Source organism: Pseudomonas sp. D2002 (genome assembly GCF_013385735.1).
Taxonomy (GTDB): domain Bacteria; phylum Pseudomonadota; class Gammaproteobacteria; order Pseudomonadales; family Pseudomonadaceae; genus Aquipseudomonas.
In genome coordinates this window covers 445,822-465,806 of sequence record NZ_JACAPL010000003.1, presented here as the reverse complement: position 1 = coordinate 465,806, position 19,985 = coordinate 445,822, and the positions used below count along the sequence as shown (strand labels likewise).

The window sequence follows — 19,985 nt, the reverse complement described above, 5'->3', positions numbered from 1 at the left end:
TGTGTCAGGCCTCAATGCCCAACATATCCCGCGCCAACGCTTCGGCAATCCGAATCCCGTCCACACCCGCCGACAGAATCCCACCGGCATAACCAGCGCCTTCACCGGCCGGGAACAGGCCTTTCACGTTCAAGCTCTGCATCGACTCGTTGCGGGTAATCCGCAGCGGCGACGAGGTGCGCGTCTCGATGCCGGTGAGCACCGCATCGTGCAGCGAGTAGCCCTTGATCTGCTTCTCGAACGCCGGCAGCGCTTCACGAATCGCTTCGATGGCGAAGTCCGGCAACGCGAGGGCCAGGTCACCCAGCGACACACCTGGTTTGTAGGACGGTTCCACACTGCCGATGGCCGTGGACGGCTTGCCGGCGATGAAATCACCCACCAGTTGGGCCGGCGCCTCGTAGTTGCTGCCGCCGAGGATGTAGGCGTGGGACTCCAGGCGTTCCTGCAACTCGATACCCGCCAGCGGGCCGCCTGGGTAATCCACTTCAGGCGTGATGCCGACCACGATGCCGGAGTTGGCATTGCGTTCGTTACGCGAGTATTGGCTCATGCCGTTGGTCACCACGCGGTTTGGCTCGGAAGTCGCCGCTACCACCGTGCCGCCTGGGCACATGCAGAAGCTGTAGACCGAGCGGCCGTTCTTGGCGTGGTGCACCAGTTTGTAGTCGGCCGCGCCGAGTTTCGGGTGCCCGGCGTATTTGCCCAGGCGCGCGGCGTCGATCAGCGACTGCGGGTGTTCGATACGGAAACCCACCGAGAACGGCTTGGCCTCCATGTACACACCACGGCCGTGCAGCATGCGGAAGGTGTCGCGGGCGCTGTGGCCCAGCGCCAGGATCACGTGCTTGGAGAGGATCTGTTCGCCGCCGTCGATGACCACGCCGTTCAGTTGCCCGTCTTCGATCAGCACATCGGTGACGCGCTGTTCGAAACGCACTTCACCGCCCAGGGCGATGATCTGCTGGCGCATGTTTTCGACCACGCCGGTCAGGCGGAAGGTGCCGATGTGCGGCTTGCTGACGTAGAGGATTTCTTCCGGCGCACCGGCCTTGACGAACTCGTGCAGGACTTTGCGGCCGTGGAATTTCGGGTCCTTGATCTGGCTGTACAGCTTGCCGTCGGAGAAAGTCCCGGCGCCGCCCTCACCGAACTGCACATTGGACTCGGGGTTGAGCACGCTTTTGCGCCACAGGCCCCAGGTATCCTTGGTGCGCTGGCGCACTTCCTTGCCACGTTCGAGGATGATCGGCTTGAAGCCCATCTGCGCTAGCAATAGCCCGGCGAAAATCCCGCAGGGGCCAAAACCCACCACGATCGGGCGCTCGACCAGGCCTTGTGGCGCCTGGCCCACCACTTTGTAGCTGACGTCCGGCGCCGGGTTGATGTTGCGATCATCGGCGAACTTGAGCAGCAGGGCGGCTTCGCCCTTCACGTTCAGGTCGATGGTGTAGATGAAGCACAGCTCCGACGATTTTTTGCGGGCGTCGTAGCTGCGCTTGAACAGGGTGAAATCGAGCAGGTCATCACTGGCGATGCCCAGGCGCTGCACGATGGCAGGGCGCAGGTCTTCTTCGGGATGGTCGATGGGCAGCTTGAGTTCGGTGATTCGTAACATGACGGGATCCGGTAGGCGGCGGACAAAAAGGCCGGCTGTTTTGCAAACCGGCGATTATAAGCCCCAATGGCGGTTTTCCGTCAGGTTAAAACAGCGCAGGGCTGAATCAGTCGTCGCGTGAGCCGCCAAATGCCGCGCAACCACGCTGTACCTGGCCGTTGACGCGCAACTCGGCGGTCATGTGCTGGAGGCTGCCGCTGACCGAGTCGATGCAGCGCTGCGGGGCTACCCACAGTTCGATGTGCTGGTTATTGGCTTCGGTCATCAGGTTGAAACGCCCGTCACCCAATTGCTCTTCCACAAACGGCACGGCAAGTGGCGGCTGGCCTTCGCGCTCCAGCACCATGCCCTTGGCGGTGACGTTCATTGCCCAGGCGGGTTTATGGCCGTTGGCCCGCAGGACCATGCGCTTGAAGTCCGGGTCGTTGCAGGCTGAGGTCGAACGCTCCATGCGATAGAGCTGTTGCAGGTCCACCGAACCCTGGGTGCCGCTGGCGACCCCGGAGAACTTGCCGCGCAGGTCGGCGAACAACGCGCCTTGCTGGCCAGCCAGGGAGGCGGCTTCCTGCAGTATGCTGGTGCCACCGGCGTCGTTGACCACGTAGTTGCGTTTGTCGCCGCAAGGCTGGAACAGCAGCTTGCCGCCGACGGCGGTCAACTCACCCTGCATCCGGGTCAAACCTGCGGTAGAGGGTTTGGCCGGCTCGCTTTCAAACATCTGACAAGCGGTGAACAGGGGCAACAGGGCAAACAGAGCAAGGGTACGGACGGCGCGCATTTATCGGGTCTCCAAACAAGTGCCGCCACGTTACGCAGGCTGACGCTGCATCACAAGTGCAGGACCCGGTTTGAACGCTGTGTTCGGAACACGCTGGGAAATGACGCGTTGCTAATTGAGATATTTCCTACAGTGAGTGTTGGGGAATCGTAAGAGTGTCGACGTTTTTGGAGGGGGTGTTTCAATGAATATCAAATGGAGCCTGTGCGCTGTTCTGCTCTGGGCAAGTGCGGCCTGTTCAAACGAGCCTGCCCGGCTCGTCTTTTCGTCAGTTACAGACTTCACAGACATCTGGGTGTCGCTGAAACGGGCCGAGAACCCGGATCCGGCCTACGTTGAGGTAAACGTCACGTTGAGTCCTGAAGCCAGGGCAAGGACAAAATCCATCGCGCTGCTTACCATCAACAAATACCTGACACTCTACGTAGACGGTTACCCGCTAAGTACTTCAATGGTTCACAGCGAGCTGGGCGGGGAGTTCAGGCTTTTGGTCCCCCGCGCCCTGGTGATTGAATGGATGTCTCAGTTCTCGCGTGAGGCAATTGCCTCTCAACCGACGATGTAGGTCTGACCGGTCTGCAAGCCCTCGACGCTTTTCGCGTAGGCCAATGCCACTTCGGCGCCGGCAGCCGGTTTGAAACCACGGAAGTACGGGGCGTAGCTGCCCATGGCTTCCAGCAGCACGGTCGGGCTTACGGAGTTGACGCGCAGGCCACGTGGCAATTCGATCGCCGCTGCTTTGACGAAGGCGTCAAGCGCGCCATTGACCAGTGCCGCCGAGGCGCCGGTGCGGATCGGGTCGCGGTTGAGGATGCCGCTGGTAAAGGTGAACGAGGCGCCGTCGTTGGCGTACTCACGGCCGATCAGCAGCAGGTTGACCTGGCCCATCAGCTTGTCGCGCAGGCCCAGTTCGAAATCGCTTTCGCTCATGTCGCCCAACGCCACGAAATTCACGCTGCCCGCTGCGCAGACCAGGGCGTCGAATTTACCGGTCTGTTCGAACAGCTTGCGGATCGAGGCGCTGTCGCTGATATCCACCTGGAAGTCGCCGCTGGTGCGACCGATGCTGATCACCTCGTGACGTTGGGCGAGTTCTGCCTTGACTGCCGAGCCGACCGTGCCGCTGGCACCAATCAATAGGATTTTCATCGTGCTGTTCCTCCAGGTGTAAGTGAAGCTTCAGTCTAGTGTGGCTTTTCTGGTGGATAAACGCGCTAATAGGCAACCTTTGGTTTTCAAATGGAAACAATCCATGAGCGAGATGGATGACTTGGCGGCGTTTGCCGTACTAATCGAAGCCGGCAGTTTCACCGTCGCCGCCGAACAACTGGGGTGCAGCAAAGGCCAGCTGTCCAAGCGCATCAGCCAATTGGAAGCGCAGTTTTCCGTGGTGTTGCTGCATCGCACCACCCGCAAGCTCAGCCTTACCGCAGCCGGTGCGGCGTTGTTGCCCCAGGCTCAGGCACTGGTGGTACAGGTGGAGCGCGCCCGTCAGGCATTGGCGCGACTCAAGGACGATTTGGCCGGGCCGGTGCGTATGACGGTTCCGGTGTCGCTGGGGGAAACCTTCTTTGACGGCTTGCTGCTGGAGTTTTCCAAGCAGTATCCGCAGGTGCAGATCGAGCTGGAATTGAATAACAGCTACCGAGACCTGGCGCGCGATGGTTTTGATTTGGGCGTGCGCTCGGGGGCTATCGAGAATGAGCGCCTGGTGGCCAAGCCACTGCTGGCCTGGCACGAGATGACCTGCGCCAGCCCCGCTTACCTGGAACAGCACGGTGAACCGCTGACCCCGGCGGATTTGGCTACGCATACCTGCTTGCTCAACAGCCACTACAGCGGCCGTGAAGAATGGCTATATCACCAGCAGCATGAACTGCTGCGTGTGCGGGTCAGCGGCACGTTTGCTTCCAACCACTACAACCTGTTGAAAAAAGCCGCGCTGGTGGGCGCCGGCATCGCCCGCCTGCCGTCCTACGTTTTACCTGCGGAATTGGCGGATGGCCGATTGCGCTGGCTCCTGCGTGATTATCAGACGCGAAGCATGCCGATGTACTTGGTTCACCCTTACCAGGGCGGCTTGCCGCGCCGTACTCAGGTGTTGGCCGATTACCTGGTGGACTGGTTCAAGCGCAGCGGCGAAGCCCTGGACCGTCTTCAGCGGTAGCGGCGCGCGATCAGATGGTCGATGGACAGGCAGCCCGGGCCCTTGGCGACTAACAGCAGCAACAAGGCGATCCAGGTGCCGTGGGTCGGGTAGGCTTCCGGGTAGACGAACAATTGAATGGTCAGGGTCATGCCGATCAGGGCCAGGGCCGAGAACCGCGTGGCAAAACCTACCAGGATCAGCACCGGGAAAAAGTGCTCGGCAAAAGCCGCCATGTGCGCGGCCACTTCCGGTGACAGCAAGGGCACGTGGTATTCACTGCGAAACAACGGCAGCGTCGAGGCGGCAAGTTTGGGTTCGCCGAGTTGGAATGTGCCGTTGATGATATCGATGGCAAAGCCTTCGACCTTGGTTTGCCCGGACTTCCAGAACACCGCCGCGATGGAAAACCGCGCGAGAAAGGCGATCAGGCTGTAGGGGATTTTCTCGAACAGTGCGATGGCCCGTCTAACCAGGCATGAAGGGGATGCGTTCATGGCGATACCTTTTGTTCTGGATGCAAATGAGTGATGGCGTCGTGGCTGATCAGCAGGGTCAGGCATTGGTTCAGGTCAAATTCGGCGGACGCTTCGAGGGCGTGCTGCACCGCGATTTCTAACGCTGTGCCGTGGGTCAGGCTGTGGATGAACGCGGCCGAACCACTGTCGATGGCGAACACCTTCACTGCCAGGCCTTGGCGCAACACCAGCGCGCTTTGGGCGTGCCAGGGATTCAAGGTGGCCACGCCGCCCTCGGTCTGGTGTGCAGCCCAAACGGCCACGACCGCGTAGGTGGAGTTCAAGGTGGCTACGGACGGATGCAGTTGCAGGCGCAGTTTTCCAAGGTCGGTCTGGCCTTGCAGCGCTTGAAGAATGCTGTGCTGCTCCAGCGGTTGTGTATCTGCCGCGTGATAGGCGCGCACCCGCAGGCGCTCGAGCCTGGCGACATCGGCCAGGTAAGGCACGCTGGCGGCGGGTTCGAAGTCCTGGATGAACGCTGAGAATGCGCTGCCGTACTCGCTGATCAGCGGGCTGGTGGGCGGGCACGCCTGAATAAACAGGCCAGCCATGGCACGAAAGAACTCATCGCCGACTAACTGCAGCGTCACCGGGTAAGCCGTCGCCAGTGCGTTGACCAATGAGCTGTGGACGTTGTTGCGGTACACCGCAAAGCGGCTGGCCGGGTCGGCGCCGTTGCTGCTGAAAAGGCCTTCGGGGCACGCCTGGCCAGGGTCGACCAAGGCATTGGCAAACGCGGTGTGGTGGCTCATACGTTCACCTGCGACAGGTGCCAGTCGGCGTGTTGGGCTTCGGCTTGCAATACATTGAAGGCCGGCACCTGGTTATCGCGCTCGATCAGCGTAGCCACCGGGCCGGTGCGCGTGAGGACCTGTTCGTACAACTGCCACACGGCGTTATCGATGGGGGCGCCGTGGTCATCAATCAACAGGCGGTCACCCAGGTTGTCGGTGTCTTCGGCAAAACCGGCCAGATGAATCTCACCGACTGCGCGCAAAGGCAGTGCGTCGATGTAGGAAAGCGGGTCGCGTTGGTGGTTGATGCACGACACATAGACATTGTTGACGTCCAACAGCAGGCCACAACCGGTACGCCGGATGATCTCGCTGATGAAGTCCGTCTCGTCCAGGGTGGAGCGTTGGAACTGCAGATACGTCGAAGGGTTCTCCAGCAGCATCGGCCGCTTGAGGGTGCTTTGGACCTGATCGATGTGTTCGCACACCCGGTTGAGGGTGGCGGCATCGTAGGCCAGGGGCAGCAAGTCATTGAGAAACACCGGGCCGTGGCTGGACCAGGCCAAGTGTTCGGAAAAAGAGTGGGGTTGATAGCGGTCGATCAGCGTGGCCAACCGTGCCAGGTGCTCACGGTTCAACGGGCCTTCGCCGCCGATGGACAGGCCCACGCCGTGCAGCGACAGCGGGTACTGCTCGCGGATCAAACCCAGGTAGTGATGAAACGGGCCGCCGGCCACCATGTAGTTTTCGGCGTGCACTTCAAAAAAACCGATATCGGGCGAGGTCTCGAGCACTTCGATGAAGTGCTCGTTCTTCAGCCCCAGCCCGGCCCTGTAGGGGAGGCCGGGCACCTGAGCCGGTGAGACCGTGTGTTGAGGTAAAAGCGTCATCATCAGTACTCAGGCGGCGCAGGGATCAGGACTTGGCGGTGAAGGCAGCTTCCTGGCCGAAACCGGTCGGCGAGGTGGCGCTTGGGGTTTTGCCGCAGGTGCCGGCTGGGACCAGTTTCCAGGCATTGGCCTGGTCTTTGACTTTCGAGGTGCCGGCGCAGGTAGTGCCGGCGCCTGCGGCGCAATCGTTCTTGCCGGCTTCAGCGACGCCGAAGCATTTGTCCATTTTGGCGTCGTCGGCGTGGGCCATGTTGGACATTGCGGACAGGCTCAGAGCAGAACCGAGGGCCAGGATCAGGGTAGCGGCGGACAGTTTGGTGGTCATGGTGTATCTCCAGCAGTGGGTTGAGGTAGCGAGCTTGATTGCCTGCTTACTCCACTAGAGGCAGCAGGGTGAATTTCGTTACAAGCGCGACGAAAATAATTTCAACAAATGCAAAATTTAAGCTTCACACAAAGCAAATGTGGGAGCGGGCTTGCTCGCGAATGCAGTGTGTCAGTCGATAGATACTTAACTGATACACCGCATTCGCGAGCAAGCCCGCTCCCACATTTAGATCCGGTTTCTACAGCAACCGTTTTTAACCGCCTAAGTACGCCTCCCGCACCTTCGGATCCGTCAGCAACTGCTCGCCCGTGCCCTGCATCACTACCCGGCCGTTTTCCAGCACGTAGGCGCGGTCAGCAATCTTCAAGGCCTGGTTGGCGTTCTGCTCCACCAGGAACACCGTCACACCGTCCTTGCGCAGCTGTTCGATGATGTCGAAGATCTGCTGGATGATGATCGGTGCCAGGCCCAGGGACGGTTCGTCCAGGAGCAGCAGCTTGGGCTTGCTCATCAGCGCGCGGCCGATGGCGAGCATTTGCTGTTCGCCGCCGGACATGGTGCCGCCACGTTGGCTGAAGCGCTCCTTGAGCCGTGGGAACAGGTGCAACACCTTGTCCATCTGCTCCTGGTAGTCGCCCTTGTCGGTGAAAAAACCGCCCATGGCCAGGTTTTCCTCGACGGTCAGGCGCGAGAACACGCGACGGCCTTCCGGCACCACCGCAATGCTTTTGCGCATGATGTGCGAGGACTGCTGGCCCACCAGCTCTTCACCCATGTAGCGGATGCTGCCGCTGTGGGCCTGAGGCGAACCGCACAGGGTCATCAGCAAGGTCGATTTACCGGCACCGTTGGCGCCGATCAGCGTGACGATTTCACCTTGGCGCACCTCCACGTTGACGCTGTGCAGGGCCTGGATCTTGCCGTAGAAAGTGGAAACGTTTTCGAATTGCAGCATTTTACGCTTCCCCCAAATAGGCTTTGATCACTTCAGGATTGTCGCGGATCTGCTCCGGCGTCCCGTTGGCCAGCGGCGTGCCCTGGTTGATCACCACGATGTGGTCGGAAATGCTCATGACCAGTTTCATGTCGTGTTCGATCAACAGCACCGTGGCGTTGTTTTCCTCACGCAACACGCTGATCAGCGCCTTGAGGTCTTCGGTTTCCTTGGGGTTCAGGCCAGCGGCCGGTTCGTCGAGCATGAGGATCCGCGGGCGGGTCATCATGCAACGGGCGATTTCCAGGCGACGTTGCTGCCCGTAGGCCAGGGTGCCGGCAGGGCGGTTGGCAAACTCGGTGAGGTTGACCTTGTCCAGCCAGTACGCCGCGTATTCCATGGCCTCGCGTTCGCTCTTGCGGAACGCCGGAGTCTTGAACAAGCCCGCAAAGAAGTTGGTGTTCAGGTGACGGTGCTGGGCGATCAGCAGGTTCTCGACCGCCGTCATGTCCTTGAACAGCCGCACGTTCTGGAAGGTGCGCACCACGCCCTTGCGGGCGATTTCGTGGCCGGCCAGGCCCTGGATCGGCTGGCCGTCCAGCAGTATGCTGCCACCGCTCGGCTTGTAGAAACCGGTGAGGCAGTTGAACACCGTGGTCTTGCCGGCGCCGTTCGGGCCGATCAGCGCCACCACCTGTTTCTCTTTCACGGTCAGGGCCACGCCGTTGACCGCCAGCAAGCCGCCGAAGCGCATGCTCAAATTTTCGACTTTCAGGATCTCGCGGCTCATTTGCGCAGCTCCATGTGTGGGCGTTGCATCGGCAGCAGACCTTGAGGACGCCAAATCATCATCAGCACCATCATGGCGCCGAACATCAACATGCGGTATTCGCTGAACTCACGCATCATTTCCGGCAACAGGATCATCACGATTGCGGCCAGGATCACGCCCAGTTGCGAGCCCATGCCGCCCAATACCACGATGGCGAGGATGATCGCCGACTCGATAAAGGTGAACGACTCCGGAGTCACCAGGCCTTGGCGCGCGGCGAAGAAGCTGCCGGCGAAACCGGCGAAGGTTGCCCCGAGGGTGAAGGCCGAAAGTTTGATGACTGTCGGGTTCATGCCCAGCGCACGGCAAGCGATCTCATCTTCGCGCAATGCTTCCCACGCACGGCCGATCGGCATGCGCAGCAGGCGGTTGATCACGAACAGCGCGGCCAGTGCCAGCAACAGCGCCACCAGGTACAGGAACACCACTTTGCTCACCGGGTTGTAGTCGATCCCGAAGTACTCGTGGAAGGTCTGCATGCCTTCGGCGGCGGTGCGGTCGAACGACAGCCCGAAGAACGTCGGCTTGGGGATGCTGCTGATGCCGTTGGGCCCGCCGGTGATATCGGTGAGGTTACGCAGGAACAGACGGATGATTTCACCGAAGCCCAGGGTCACGATCGCCAAATAGTCACCGCGCAGGCGCAGCACCGGGAAGCCCAGCAGGAAGCCGAACGTGGCCGCCATCAAGCCGGCCAGCGGCAGGCAAACCCAGAAACTCCAGCCCAGGTAGTGCGAGAGCAGTGCGTAGGTGTAGGCACCCACGGCATAGAAGCCCACATAACCCAGGTCGAGCAGCCCGGCCAGGCCCACCACGATGTTCAGGCCCAGGCCCAGCAACACGTAGATGAGGATCAGGGTGGCGATGTCGACCGCGCCGCGCGAGCCAAAGAACGGCCAGATCAACGCGGCCACGATCAGGCCGATGATGATGTAGCGCTGGGTACGCGGCAGGGTCAGGAATTGGCTGACCTTGGGCGAAACCAGCGGGCCACGGTTACCCTTCAATAGAGCGCCGACTTGCTGGGTGAACAGCACGCGCAGGAACATCAGCACCGAGCACAAGGCGATGATGGTGAGGGTCACGGGACCGGTGCCATGTACTTCCAGGTTGATGCCGACAATGCTCAGCTTGAGGCCGAGTACCGGAAAGGCCACGGCCCATACCAGCAAAGCGCTGAAAAACGCTGATTTAAGATATCTGCTCATACTTTCTCAACCTCCGGACGGCCCAGAATGCCGGTCGGACGGAACAACAGCACCAGAACCAACAGGCCGAACGCCACCACATCCTTGTATTGGTCACCGAACACGTCGGCGCCGAAGGCTTCGGCCACACCCAGTACCAGCCCGCCGAGCATGGCGCCCGGAATACTGCCGATACCGCCCAATACCGCTGCGGTGAAGGCCTTGAGGCCCACCAGGAACCCGGCGTTGGGGTTGATCACGCCGTACTGCATGCTCAGCAGCACCGCCGCAACGGCCGCCAGCGCAGCACCGATGACGAAGGTCAGGGCGATGATGTTGTTGGTGTTGATGCCCAGCAGGTTGGCCATCTTGATGTCTTCGGCGCAGGCCCGGCAGGCGCGCCCCAGACGGGAGCGGGAGATGAACAGGGTCAGGCCCAGCATGGCCACCAGCGTGACCACGAAGACCAGGATCTGCATGTACGAAATCAGCACTTCTTGTGCGCCACCTGGGCCGAAGGAGATGCTCCCCGGGATCAGGTTGGGAATGGACTTGTCCTTGGAGTCCTGGGACAGCAGTACGGTGTTCTGCAGGAAAATCGACATGCCGATGGCGGAAATCAGCGGGATCAAACGGTTGCTGCCACGCAAGGGACGGTAGGCAACCCGCTCAATACTGTAGCCATAGGCACTGGTCACGACGATCGATGCAAGGAACGCAGCGGTCATCAACAGCGGCAGGGAATGGATACCCAGCATGGCCAGCCCGGCAAGGGCGATGAAGGCCACGTAGGAACCAATCATGTACACCTCGCCATGGGCGAAGTTAATCATTCCAATGATGCCGTAAACCATTGTGTAGCCAATGGCTATCAAGGCATAGGTGCTGCCAACGGTCATGCCGTTAACCAGCGTTTGGAAAAAATGATAGATCTCAGGCATTACAGCGCTCCTAAAAACCCGATACGCATTTCACTGGTGGAGTCATGTTCCGGCCCTGCGCTGTGTTCTGTGAGCACATTTGCGCAAAGCGTTTGCCAGCGAACCGCTGGTGACGGTTTTAAGATTTTCAGGTGAGCCAGCGCCCGGATCGCGGGTGACAGGCTCATAAACCTCGTAAAACAAAGCCCACTGCTTTCACAGTGGGCTTGTTGGACCAGTAACGCCTGGCTTACTGAGGGGAAACTTCGGTTTTTGGTTTACCGAAGTGCCATTCGTAGACCACGAACTTGAAGTCCTTCAGGTCGCCCTTGGCGTCGTAGCTCAGGTCGCCGGTAGGGGTCTTGAAGGTGCCCGCGTGGATGGCTGCAGCCACTTTGGCGGTGTCTTCGCTTTTCGCGGCAGTGATACCGCCGGCGATCACTTCCACAGCCGAGTAGGCCGGGAACACGAACGGGCCGGACGGGTCTTTGCCGTCAGCCTTGAGCGCGTCCACGATTGCCTTGTTGGCAGGGTCTGCATCGAACGATTTAGGCAGGGTTACCAGCAGGCCTTCGGAAGCGTTCTGGGCAATTTGCGAGATGGAGTCGTTACCCACACCTTCCGGGCCCATGAACTTGGCGTTCACGCCTTTTTCCTTGGCTTGGCGCAGGATCAGGCCCAGCTCGGGGTGGTAGCCGCCGTAGTAAACGAAGTCGACGTTGGCTTGCTTGAGCTTCTGGATCAGCGAGCCGAAGTCTTTGTCGCCAGCGTTGATGCCTTCGAACAGAGCGACTTTGACGCCTTTCTTCTCAAGGGTCTGTTTAACGGCAGTGGCGATGCCTTCACCGTATTGCTGTTTGTCGTGAATAACGGCAACAACTTTCGGCTTCACGTGGTCGGCGATGTAGTTACCGGCGGCAGGCCCTTGAGCGCTGTCCAGGCCGATGGTACGGAAGACCATCTTATAGCCACGGGACGTGATTTCAGGGCTGGTAGCGGCGGGGGTAATCATGATCACGCCTTCATCTTCATAGATGTCGGACGCGGGTTGAGTGGAGCTGGAGCAGAGGTGACCGACCACGAACTTGACGCCGTCGTTGACCACTTTGTTGGCAACGGCAACCGCTTGTTTCGGATCGCAAGCGTCGTCGTATTCCTTGGCCTCAAGCATCTTGCCGTCTACGCCGCCCTTGGCGTTGATGTCTTTGATGGCTTGTTGGGCACCCATGAATTGCATGTCGCCGTATTGCGTCACTGGACCTGTTTTAGGCCCGGCAATGCCGATCTTGATGGTGTCGGCTGCGAACGAATGGCCGGCAACCCCAGCCAGGACCATAGCGGCAAACAGTTTGGAAATCTGCTTAGTAGCCTTATTCATAGTGCTCCACTCTTACTGTTGTATTTTTTATAGTTCTAGCGGCCTTGTGAGCTGCAGAACCGGATCAGATATCTCGGATATCCCCCCGGCATGCCCTGGCAACTGTACCGGTACAGTGTAGAGCGCCGGTTGATCGCTTGAAAAGCTGGCTGCTGGGGGCAAAACCCGGGGATGTCGCTTAAATGAAAGAAAAAGACAGAATTGCGGCGGGGTGATGCCAGAGTTTCGGGCAATCCTTGGCTTTCCTGACACTTTCGATCGTTGACTCATTTGCAACTGGGTTTTTCTGCCTGGCTCACGACGTTATGATTGCGCCGATTTTTTCTTCAGGTGAATTCCCATGACGCAAGAACCTAGCACCCTCTATGCCAAGCTGCTCGGTGAAACCGCCGAAATATCCTGGAAGGAGCTTGAGCCGTTCTTCGCCAAGGGTGCCCTATTGTGGGTCGACGCCGGCCTGGATTTGATCGAAGCGGCCGAGGGAATGGCCGAGGATAACCGCGACAAAGTCGCTGCATGGCTGGCTGCGGGGAGCCTTGGCGAGGTGTCTGCAACGCGGGCATTGGACTTGGTTGAACGTGATCCGAGCTTGTGGGCAGTGGTGGTTTCACCGTGGATCCTGATCCAGGAAAGGGCAGCGTAAGAAGCGCATGCACGAAAATGGTGCGCGATTTTAGTCGGCGCAAGTGTGTAGCGGAGTAACCGCTGGCGCCGTGATGGCACCTTGCCGTAGAGAAAGGTCACAGGTGAGGGTGACGTGCGCGTCACGGGAACAGTTTGGCGCGGGGCCGAAGGCTCAGGGAATTGTTTCTGGGTGTGGCAAAGATGCAGGTATGCAGTGGCTGAAAGACCGCTATCGCAGGCAAGCCAGCTCCCACATTTGAGTGGAATTCGATCAAATGTGGGAGCTGGCTTGCCTGCGATGGCCGCGACGCGGTTTAAGCCGTCTTGCCGGTATGGTTATTCAACGAAATCACCTTGGTCTTGCCAATCCGATGACGATAAATCTCTCGCAGATACTTGATCGCCTTCTTCACACAATCCCGTGACAAGCGAATATCGTTAATCGACACAAACTTCTCCTTGTCGTTGATCAACTCGCGATACTTCTTCTCGTACATCGGCTTGATCGCATACCAGTTGGTATCCAGGATTTTTGCCGGGTTCTCGAACTCATTGAGCAGCTCATCAATCCGGTCTTCGTCAAAATCCTCATGGATGATGAAATCCAGAATCGAATTATCCAGCGTGTCATCGAACCGGTACGGGTTGCGCGCAAAGCAGCGTTTGATAAACGCCACGATCAACGTGAGGAAATCATCCGACAAGCACGGGCTCTTGGCGATCAAGGTGGTCAGCGACAAGTTGGCCGACGCGCCGATCACCAACGCATAGCGCTTGAGCGTCGTGTTGGGAAACAGGCTGTTAAGGTGGGTCTTGAGTCGGTTCAAGTCCATGTACGACAGCTTGTAATCCTTGGGCAAGGACACAATCGACACCACCGACGAGCAGTTCTTGAAGAAGTGCAGGTCATGCAGCGCCGCCGCGTCATACCCGGAATTCTTGTACTGCTCCAAAGACGCCTTGTAGCGCTTGGACTCAATCGGCAACAAGCTGATGCCCTCGATGGCCTGGGTCACCTTGTTGAAGTGCGGCAGATCGATCGAGCGGAAAAACAGGTCATCGATATTCAGCCGCTGTGGCTCTTTATCAAACACCTTGAACTTGTCGTTCGACGGCGCCGGCGTTTCCGGCACCACGGACTCGGCATAAGCAATCGCCACCGGCCCGGCCAGGCTCATGAACAGGTCGTTGGCATCCAGGCGGATGGTTTCGCCGATGTCGATGCCGGCGCGACGGAAGTAGTTCTGGTCGTAGTCGGTGGTCACCGCCTGGGCGGTGAGGATGTTGAAGATCTGCTGTGAGATGTACTGGTTCGCGTGTTTTTCCATGGCATTGACGTCAATGTTCTGGATATTGCCGTCATCGCTCTCTTCGGCGTAACGCATGATGTCGTTGGAGATCAGCATCATCGCGTTCCACGGGCGAATGCGGCCTTTCACGCTGGCCTCGCTGCTGTCTTCGTTGTCGAAGTTGTATGAGAAATCCCATTCTTCCGACAGGTATTTGCACAACAGCCGCCCGGCGTTGATGTGCAGTGCCTCGGACATTTCGCTGCGGTGATCGGAAATATTCGGCAGCACGCAAATGCCGCTGGTGAAGATCGGCTCGAACACAAAGGCATGGCCGCTCTTGCTGTCGTGCTCGTCGGCCGGTTTGGTGTCGAACGTCTTGTTCATGTACGAGTGTTGCTGGGCCAGGCCGAATTCCGAGGCCATGCCCGAACCCGTGCCGCCGCCGGCGCTGAAGATCGAAAAGTACAGGCGCGACTGGTTGGCCTTGATGCCACAGGAGTCGATCAGGTACGAGTGGATCATCTTCCAGTCAGGGCTGGAAAAACGCTGGGTGTCTTTGTTGAGGATGATCTTGGCCAGGTACTGGCCGAGGATCGGCGCGTTACCGGCGCCACCGGCATGCACTTCCGACAGGTCCATGATCTTCATTTTGCTGTAGTCGCGCAGGAACCCGCTTTTTTCGCCCTTGCGCGAGAAGCGGATGCGCCCGGCGATGTCCTTGTCCAAATCGCCCAGCATCACCAATGGCTCCACCAGGAACACCGGCTTGGTGGCCTTGCCGCCGCCCAGGCGCAGGTTGTTGCGAATCCATTGGGCCGGGCTGTAGCCCTTGTCTGTCGACTTGTCTTCAGTGCTGAACTCGTTGAGGTAAAACTTGCGCGCGTTGTACACCAGTTCCGCCACGTCCAAGGCAATGTTGGAACCGCAGCGGCCCAGGCCGATCAGGCATACCGACGGAAACTCTTGCTCACTGCGCGCATCACCGTCGCCTTCCTGCTGGGGCAGGCTGGGGAACACCATGTCGCGCAGGCCGTCGAGGTTGTCGAGGATGCGGTCGGTGTTGGTTTCGGTGAAGTACAGGTACTGCTGGGTGGCCAGCGGGCGGGCGTTGCTCAATGACTTGGAACCTGAGGGTTTTTGCGCAGGAACGGTGGGCAACACGTCGGATACCACGGTGGCAGAGTTATTTTTGGAAGTCATTGGGCGCCATGTACCTGGACGGATGGCCAAAAAAATCAGGGAGCCATCACTGAATGAGAGTTCGCGACTTTACAGTGCGTCTGAGTCCGGGCCGGTCGGGTTTAACCCCAGTTGCGCTAGGGGAATACTGGCCGGACTCTGATGAATCGGCCGTTCGTCGGCGTTCTTTAGGCAAATGATGGCTAAATGCCAAATATTCGGCGTCAGCGAATTGGCCTGACGGTAGAAGGGGGACCGATACGGCCTGGGTTGGCCTCTTTCGACGCAGACGTGTCCTTGGTGCCTTCCACGCTGAAGGGATAGAGCGGGTTGCGCATCTGAATGCCCTGCATCACGCCAACGATGTCACTGAAGGGCACCGCCGGGCTCAGCAAGTAGCCCTGAATGAAATCGCAGTCGTGCTTGAGCAGCAGCTCAAATTGCGCCTGGGTTTCCACGCCCTCGGTCACAACCTGCAGATGCAGGGTGTGAGCCATGCCAATAATCGCCTGGACGATCTCGATATCGGCGGTGGACTTGGGAATGTCCTGGATAAATGAACGGTCGATCTTCAAGGTATTGAGCGGCAGGCGCTTGAGGTAAGCCAACGATGAGTAACCGGTGCCGAAATCATCAATGGCCAGCGATACACCCAGGGCGCGGATTTGCCGCAACAGCGCCAGCGTACTGCTGATATTGCCCATCAGTGCGTTTTCGGTTACCTCCAGCTCAAGGCGGTTGGCGGCAATCCCGGCGAAGCGCAGGGCGGCTTCGATTTCATCCGCCAACTCGTCACGGGCCAGGTTCAGCGCCGAGCAGTTCACGGCCATGGTCAACTCGGTGTAGCCGCGGTCGGACAACAGGCTCAAATCGTGGCAAGCCTGGCGCAACACCCAGTGGTCCAGGTCGGCAATCAACCCGTTGTTTTCGGCAATCCCGATAAACCGGTCCGGGGCCAGCAGCCCGTGTTGCGGGTGCTGCCAGCGTACCAGGGCTTCCAGCCGAGTGACCTTGCCGAGCTTCATGTCGAAGATCGGCTGGTAAAACAGCACCAGCTGATTGCGGCCACGCAGGGCCGCGCGCAATTCCTCTTCCAGTTGCAGTTCGAGGAACGCACGGGTTTTAAGATTGGAGCTGAAAAAGTTGAGGCTGTTGCGCCCGGTGTCCTTGGACTGGTAAAGCGCCAGGTCGGCCGTTTTCAGCAGTTCTTCGCAACTCAAGCCGTCCTCGGGAAAAAGGCTGATGCCGATGCTGGTGGTCATCACCATGCGCCGGCCGGCCAGTTCGATCGGTTCTTTCATCTTCTGCATGATGCGCTGCGCCAGGTGGCGCGCTTCGTCGCGATGGTGAATGCTGATCAGGATGCAGAACTCATCGCCGCCAAACCGCGCGACCACATCCTCGTGGCTGCGTACCGAGCCTTTGATATGCCCGGCAAGTACCGTGAGCAACTGGTCGCCGGCGTCATGCCCCAGGCTGTCGTTGATGCGCTTGAAATGGTCGATATCGAGGAAGATCACCGCCATCATGCCGCGACTGGCGGTTTTTTCTGCGACTTTCTCTGCAAAGATCTGGTTGAAGCCGCGACGGTTGAGCAGGCTGGTCAGCGCGTCAAAGTGCGCCACCTGTTGCAGCGAGGCGCGGGCTTGGTCGAGTTCGCTGAGCAGGGCGTTGACCCGGCGCAGGTCGCGTTCCTTGTGCTGCAGCTTTTTGTCCGCCAGGGCCGCGCTGACGCTGCTGCCGATTACCAGCAAGGTAATCACGGCGACTGACAGGCCGAGTTGAATCGGGTTGTTGTCCAGTGGCAACGACAGGTCAGCTTCGGTCGGCACCAGCATTTGCATGGCGGCCATGCCGGTGAAGTGCATGCTCAAGATCCCGGCGCCCAGCACCAGGCTGGCGGCGTATTTAAGCAGTTGATGGAACACGCCCGTACCGTTGCGCAGGTAGCACGACAGCAACAGCGCGGCCAGGCTGGCGCCAATCGCGATGCCGACCGACGCCATGAACAGCCCCGAGTCGAAGTACACCTGCGCCTGGGAGTGCATGGCCGACATGCCGACGTAGTGCATCAACGCAATGCCCAGGCCCATCCAGATAGAGGCCAGCAGGTACTGATGAAAGCGCAGTTGGGCATGACTGAGGGTTTGCATGGCAAACAGCGAGGCAATCAATGCGATCACCAGCGAGGCGAACGTCATGAGCAATTCGTAATGAATGGCGATAGGCGCCTGGAACGCCAGCATGCTGATGAAGTGGGTCGACCAGATGCCGCCCGCCAGGCAACCGGCGCCGAGCCAGCGCCAATGGCGACGGGCGGTGGGGTCTTCGACATGCCCGACGCGTTCAGCCATGTCCAACGTGCCAAACCCGGCCGCGCAAGCGACCAGGTAAGCCAACAACACCAGAAAGGGGTTATGACTGCAATTGAGTAATAAGTGCCCGCTGTCCGGAAGGTCGGTAAAAAAATGCATACCTAGCCATTCCATAGCATGTCCCGTCAAAGTCAGTACGTCATTGCCTTCAGCAATGGCCTATGACCTCGAGTATAGAAGCCTCGCGGGATTTGCCAGGAATAATGGCACTTTGCTCTCAATGATTTTGGCATGCCTGCCATAGCGTTTGATGCTAAGCGCTGATCGGCAACTCCAGTTCAAAAGGCGCTTGCAGTGGCGGCAGGCCAAAGGCCGCACGTGCCGTATCGCAGTCGACGTTCTGTTCGCCCTGGCTCCAGGACGCGTCGAACTCGCGGCACGGGCTCGACCGTTGTTCATAAATGGTGCAACGGGTGCCCTTGCCGACTTCACCCTCAAGGCTGCAGCAGCGTGCAGGTTTCTGGTCGGTGCCGATCATCGCCACGCGCGTGGGGTTGATCTGCACCACCAGATCATCGGGCACCGTGCCCCCCGATGAGGCGCACTCACCCCAGAAGAAAGACACACGAAAGTGTGAACAGCAGGCACCGCAACTCAGACACGGACTGGCTTCGGACATGGGCGTCATCGATAAGAAAAGTAGGATTGGGTATTACAGGAAGGCTCGCCATTCTATCCGTGGCGTTGCCGTTGGGAAGGGGGGCGTGAACTTATATTTTCGTAGGTAAAGTCCCGTGAAGCCGGGTGAAATCATGCCCTATCAGCTTTACGAATCATTACAGACAACCGGCCGCTGCCTGACTATGTTGCAGACACCGGGCAGGATGCATCGGGCATCGCAGCTCTCATAACAATAAAAGAGACGGACCCATGCAGAACTCGACCCAAGCGGCGAATGCCTGGCGCATTCTGTTCCTGCTGTTCCTCGCCAACCTGTTCAATTTCTTCGACCGCACCATCCCCGCGATCATCATCGAGCCAATCCGCATGGAATGGCACCTGAGCGACTTCCAGCTCGGGATCATCGGCACCGCCTTCACCATTGTCTACGCCATCGCCGGCCTGCCGCTCGGGCGCCTGGCCGACACCGGTTCGCGCAGCAAACTGATGGGCTGGGGCTTGTTTGCCTGGAGCGGGCTGACGGCGATCAACGGCATGGTCGGCAGCTTCTGGACCTTTTTGCTGGTGCGTATGGGCATTGGCATTGGCGAAGCCAGCTACGCGCCTGCGGCCAACTCGCTGATTGGCGACCTGTTCCCGGCGCACCGCCGCGCCCGCGCCATGGGCATTTTCATGCTGGGTTTGCCATTGGGTCTGCTGCTGGCGTTCTTCACCATCGGCGCGATGGTCAAGGCGTTCGACAGCTGGCGCGCACCATTCTTTATCGCCGCCGTGCCGGGGATGATCCTCGCGGTGTTCATGTTCTATATCAAGGAACCCAAGCGCGGCGCTGCCGAAACCGTGCAGGTGTCCCAGGAGCGCGTCGACCGCCCGATTCGCCGCGTGCTGGCGGTGCCGACCTTTCTGTGGCTGGTGCTGGCCGGGCTGTGCTTCAACTTCGCCACCTACGCGTGTAACTCGTTCCTGGTGCCGATGCTGCAGCGCTACTTCCTCATGCCGTTGCAGGAAGCGGCCGTTGCCACCGGCGTGATCGTGGGTATTACCGGGCTTGTCGGGCTGACCTTGGGCGGCTGGATTGCCGACAAGATCCATCAACGTGTCGCCAATGGCCGGCTGCTGTTTGCGGCGTGCAGCTTGATCATCTCCACTGTCACTACCGCCTGGGCATTGCACGCCGGGCGCATCGAGATTGGCGTGTTTGTGGCGCTGTTCAGTGTGGGCTGGCTGTTTGCCTATAACTTCTACACCTGCGTGTACACGGCGATTCAAGACGTGGTTGAGCCACGCTTGCGGGCCACGGCGATGGCGCTGTTCTTTGCCGGGTTGTATTTGCTCGGTGGTGGCATGGGGCCAATTGTCGTGGGCGGGCTGTCGGATCACTTTGCCCATTCGGCGATGTACGCCGATGGCGCGGCGCAGATGACTGAAGCGTACAAGGCGGTCGGGTTGCATGACGCCATGTACCTGATCCCGGTGGCGCTGTTCTTGACCATGCTGTTTCTGTTCCAGGCCTCGCGCAGCTTTGTGCGTGATGCCAAGCGGATGAAGGATGGGTTGGGGGCGGTGGAGGTGCCGGCTGCGGCGGCTGTAGCTTGATCAACAAAAAAAAGGCCCGCATTGTGCGGGCCTTC

19 protein-coding genes are annotated in these 19,985 nt (G+C 59.4%); 4 read left to right on the top strand and 15 right to left on the bottom strand.

The window, feature by feature from the left end:
- Nucleotides 1–4: 4 nt before the first annotated feature.
- Together HX783_RS05465 and HX783_RS05460 are read right to left on the bottom strand one after the other, a co-directional pair.
- Nucleotides 5–1,618, bottom strand: coding sequence for an NAD(P)/FAD-dependent oxidoreductase (locus HX783_RS05465; protein WP_177016227.1), 1,614 nt, complete (start codon nt 1,616–1,618; stop codon nt 5–7).
- 106 nt (nt 1,619–1,724) lie between these two features.
- The gene (locus HX783_RS05460; RefSeq protein WP_177016226.1) at nt 1,725–2,396 is read right to left on the bottom strand and encodes a COG3650 family protein; all 672 of its coding nucleotides are present in this window, start codon (nt 2,394–2,396) and stop codon (nt 1,725–1,727) included.
- 184 nt (nt 2,397–2,580) lie between these two features.
- On the opposite strand from HX783_RS05460, the gene HX783_RS05455 reads away from it, so the two are divergent.
- Nucleotides 2,581–2,961 (top strand): hypothetical protein, encoded by a 381-nt coding sequence (locus tag HX783_RS05455; RefSeq protein WP_177016225.1) that lies wholly within the window; start codon nt 2,581–2,583, stop codon nt 2,959–2,961.
- On the opposite strand, the gene HX783_RS05450 is transcribed toward HX783_RS05455, so the two are convergent.
- Nucleotides 2,946–3,545, bottom strand: coding sequence for a short chain dehydrogenase (locus HX783_RS05450; RefSeq protein WP_177016224.1), 600 nt, complete (start codon nt 3,543–3,545; stop codon nt 2,946–2,948). The genes HX783_RS05455 and HX783_RS05450 overlap by 16 nt on opposite strands.
- Nucleotides 3,546–3,648: 103 nt before the next feature.
- Between HX783_RS05450 and HX783_RS05445 the strand changes: the two genes are divergently transcribed.
- Complete coding sequence (locus tag HX783_RS05445; protein ID WP_177016223.1) at nt 3,649–4,563, top strand: LysR family transcriptional regulator; 915 nt, start codon at nt 3,649–3,651, stop codon at nt 4,561–4,563.
- Here HX783_RS05445 and HX783_RS05440 read toward each other — a convergent pair.
- The 9 genes from HX783_RS05440 to HX783_RS05400 all read right to left on the bottom strand — a co-directional run bounded on the left by HX783_RS05440 (nt 4,554) and on the right by HX783_RS05400 (nt 12,263).
- Entirely contained in the window at nt 4,554–5,039 is a 486-nt protein-coding gene (locus HX783_RS05440) for a DoxX family protein (RefSeq protein ID WP_177016222.1), read from the bottom strand. The two genes, HX783_RS05445 and HX783_RS05440, sit on opposite strands and share 10 nt — an antisense overlap.
- Nucleotides 5,036–5,812, bottom strand: a complete 777-nt coding sequence (locus tag HX783_RS05435; RefSeq protein ID WP_177016221.1) for a DUF2063 domain-containing protein — start codon at nt 5,810–5,812, stop codon at nt 5,036–5,038. Before HX783_RS05435 ends, HX783_RS05440 begins: the two co-directional genes overlap by 4 nt.
- Complete coding sequence (locus HX783_RS05430; RefSeq protein WP_177016220.1) at nt 5,809–6,687, bottom strand: DUF692 domain-containing protein; 879 nt, start codon at nt 6,685–6,687, stop codon at nt 5,809–5,811. Before HX783_RS05430 ends, HX783_RS05435 begins: the two co-directional genes overlap by 4 nt.
- 22 nt (nt 6,688–6,709) lie before the next feature.
- Entirely contained in the window at nt 6,710–7,009 is a 300-nt protein-coding gene (locus HX783_RS05425; protein WP_159954716.1) for a DUF2282 domain-containing protein, read from the bottom strand.
- Between the two features lie 256 nt (nt 7,010–7,265).
- Entirely contained in the window at nt 7,266–7,967 is a 702-nt protein-coding gene (locus tag HX783_RS05420) for an ABC transporter ATP-binding protein (RefSeq protein WP_017844798.1), read from the bottom strand.
- 1 nt (nt 7,968) lies between these two features.
- Nucleotides 7,969–8,736 carry a high-affinity branched-chain amino acid ABC transporter ATP-binding protein LivG gene (gene livG, locus HX783_RS05415; protein WP_003193538.1) on the bottom strand — a complete coding sequence of 256 codons (768 nt, stop codon included), beginning with the start codon at nt 8,734–8,736 and terminating at the stop codon, nt 7,969–7,971.
- Nucleotides 8,733–9,986 (bottom strand): high-affinity branched-chain amino acid ABC transporter permease LivM, encoded by a 1,254-nt coding sequence (locus HX783_RS05410; RefSeq protein ID WP_177016219.1) that lies wholly within the window; start codon nt 9,984–9,986, stop codon nt 8,733–8,735. Before HX783_RS05410 ends, livG begins: the two co-directional genes overlap by 4 nt.
- Nucleotides 9,983–10,906: a high-affinity branched-chain amino acid ABC transporter permease LivH gene (livH, locus tag HX783_RS05405; protein ID WP_088425213.1), complete on the bottom strand. Its 924-nt coding sequence runs from the start codon at nt 10,904–10,906 to the stop codon at nt 9,983–9,985. The genes HX783_RS05410 and livH overlap by 4 nt, the downstream gene beginning before the upstream one ends.
- A gap of 229 nt (nt 10,907–11,135) precedes the next feature.
- On the bottom strand, nt 11,136–12,263 hold the full coding sequence (locus HX783_RS05400) for a branched-chain amino acid ABC transporter substrate-binding protein (RefSeq protein WP_177016218.1): 1,128 nt from the start codon (nt 12,261–12,263) through the stop codon (nt 11,136–11,138).
- Between the two features lie 340 nt (nt 12,264–12,603).
- On the opposite strand from HX783_RS05400, the gene HX783_RS05395 reads away from it, so the two are divergent.
- Nucleotides 12,604–12,906: a DUF2288 domain-containing protein gene (locus HX783_RS05395; protein ID WP_017530446.1), complete on the top strand. Its 303-nt coding sequence runs from the start codon at nt 12,604–12,606 to the stop codon at nt 12,904–12,906.
- Nucleotides 12,907–13,201: 295 nt separating this feature from the next.
- On the opposite strand, the gene HX783_RS05390 is transcribed toward HX783_RS05395, so the two are convergent.
- The 3 genes from HX783_RS05390 to HX783_RS05380 all read right to left on the bottom strand — a co-directional run bounded on the left by HX783_RS05390 (nt 13,202) and on the right by HX783_RS05380 (nt 18,352).
- On the bottom strand, nt 13,202–15,379 hold the full coding sequence (locus HX783_RS05390; RefSeq protein WP_177016217.1) for a hypothetical protein: 2,178 nt from the start codon (nt 15,377–15,379) through the stop codon (nt 13,202–13,204).
- A gap of 203 nt (nt 15,380–15,582) precedes the next feature.
- Nucleotides 15,583–17,847 carry a bifunctional diguanylate cyclase/phosphodiesterase gene (locus tag HX783_RS05385; RefSeq protein WP_177016216.1) on the bottom strand — a complete coding sequence of 755 codons (2,265 nt, stop codon included), beginning with the start codon at nt 17,845–17,847 and terminating at the stop codon, nt 15,583–15,585.
- Between the two features lie 139 nt (nt 17,848–17,986).
- Nucleotides 17,987–18,352: a YkgJ family cysteine cluster protein gene (locus tag HX783_RS05380; protein ID WP_159954723.1), complete on the bottom strand. Its 366-nt coding sequence runs from the start codon at nt 18,350–18,352 to the stop codon at nt 17,987–17,989.
- A 251-nt stretch (nt 18,353–18,603) separates the two neighbouring features.
- Between HX783_RS05380 and HX783_RS05375 the strand changes: the two genes are divergently transcribed.
- Nucleotides 18,604–19,950, top strand: coding sequence for an MFS transporter (locus tag HX783_RS05375; protein ID WP_159954724.1), 1,347 nt, complete (start codon nt 18,604–18,606; stop codon nt 19,948–19,950).
- Nucleotides 19,951–19,985: the final 35 nt, after the last annotated feature.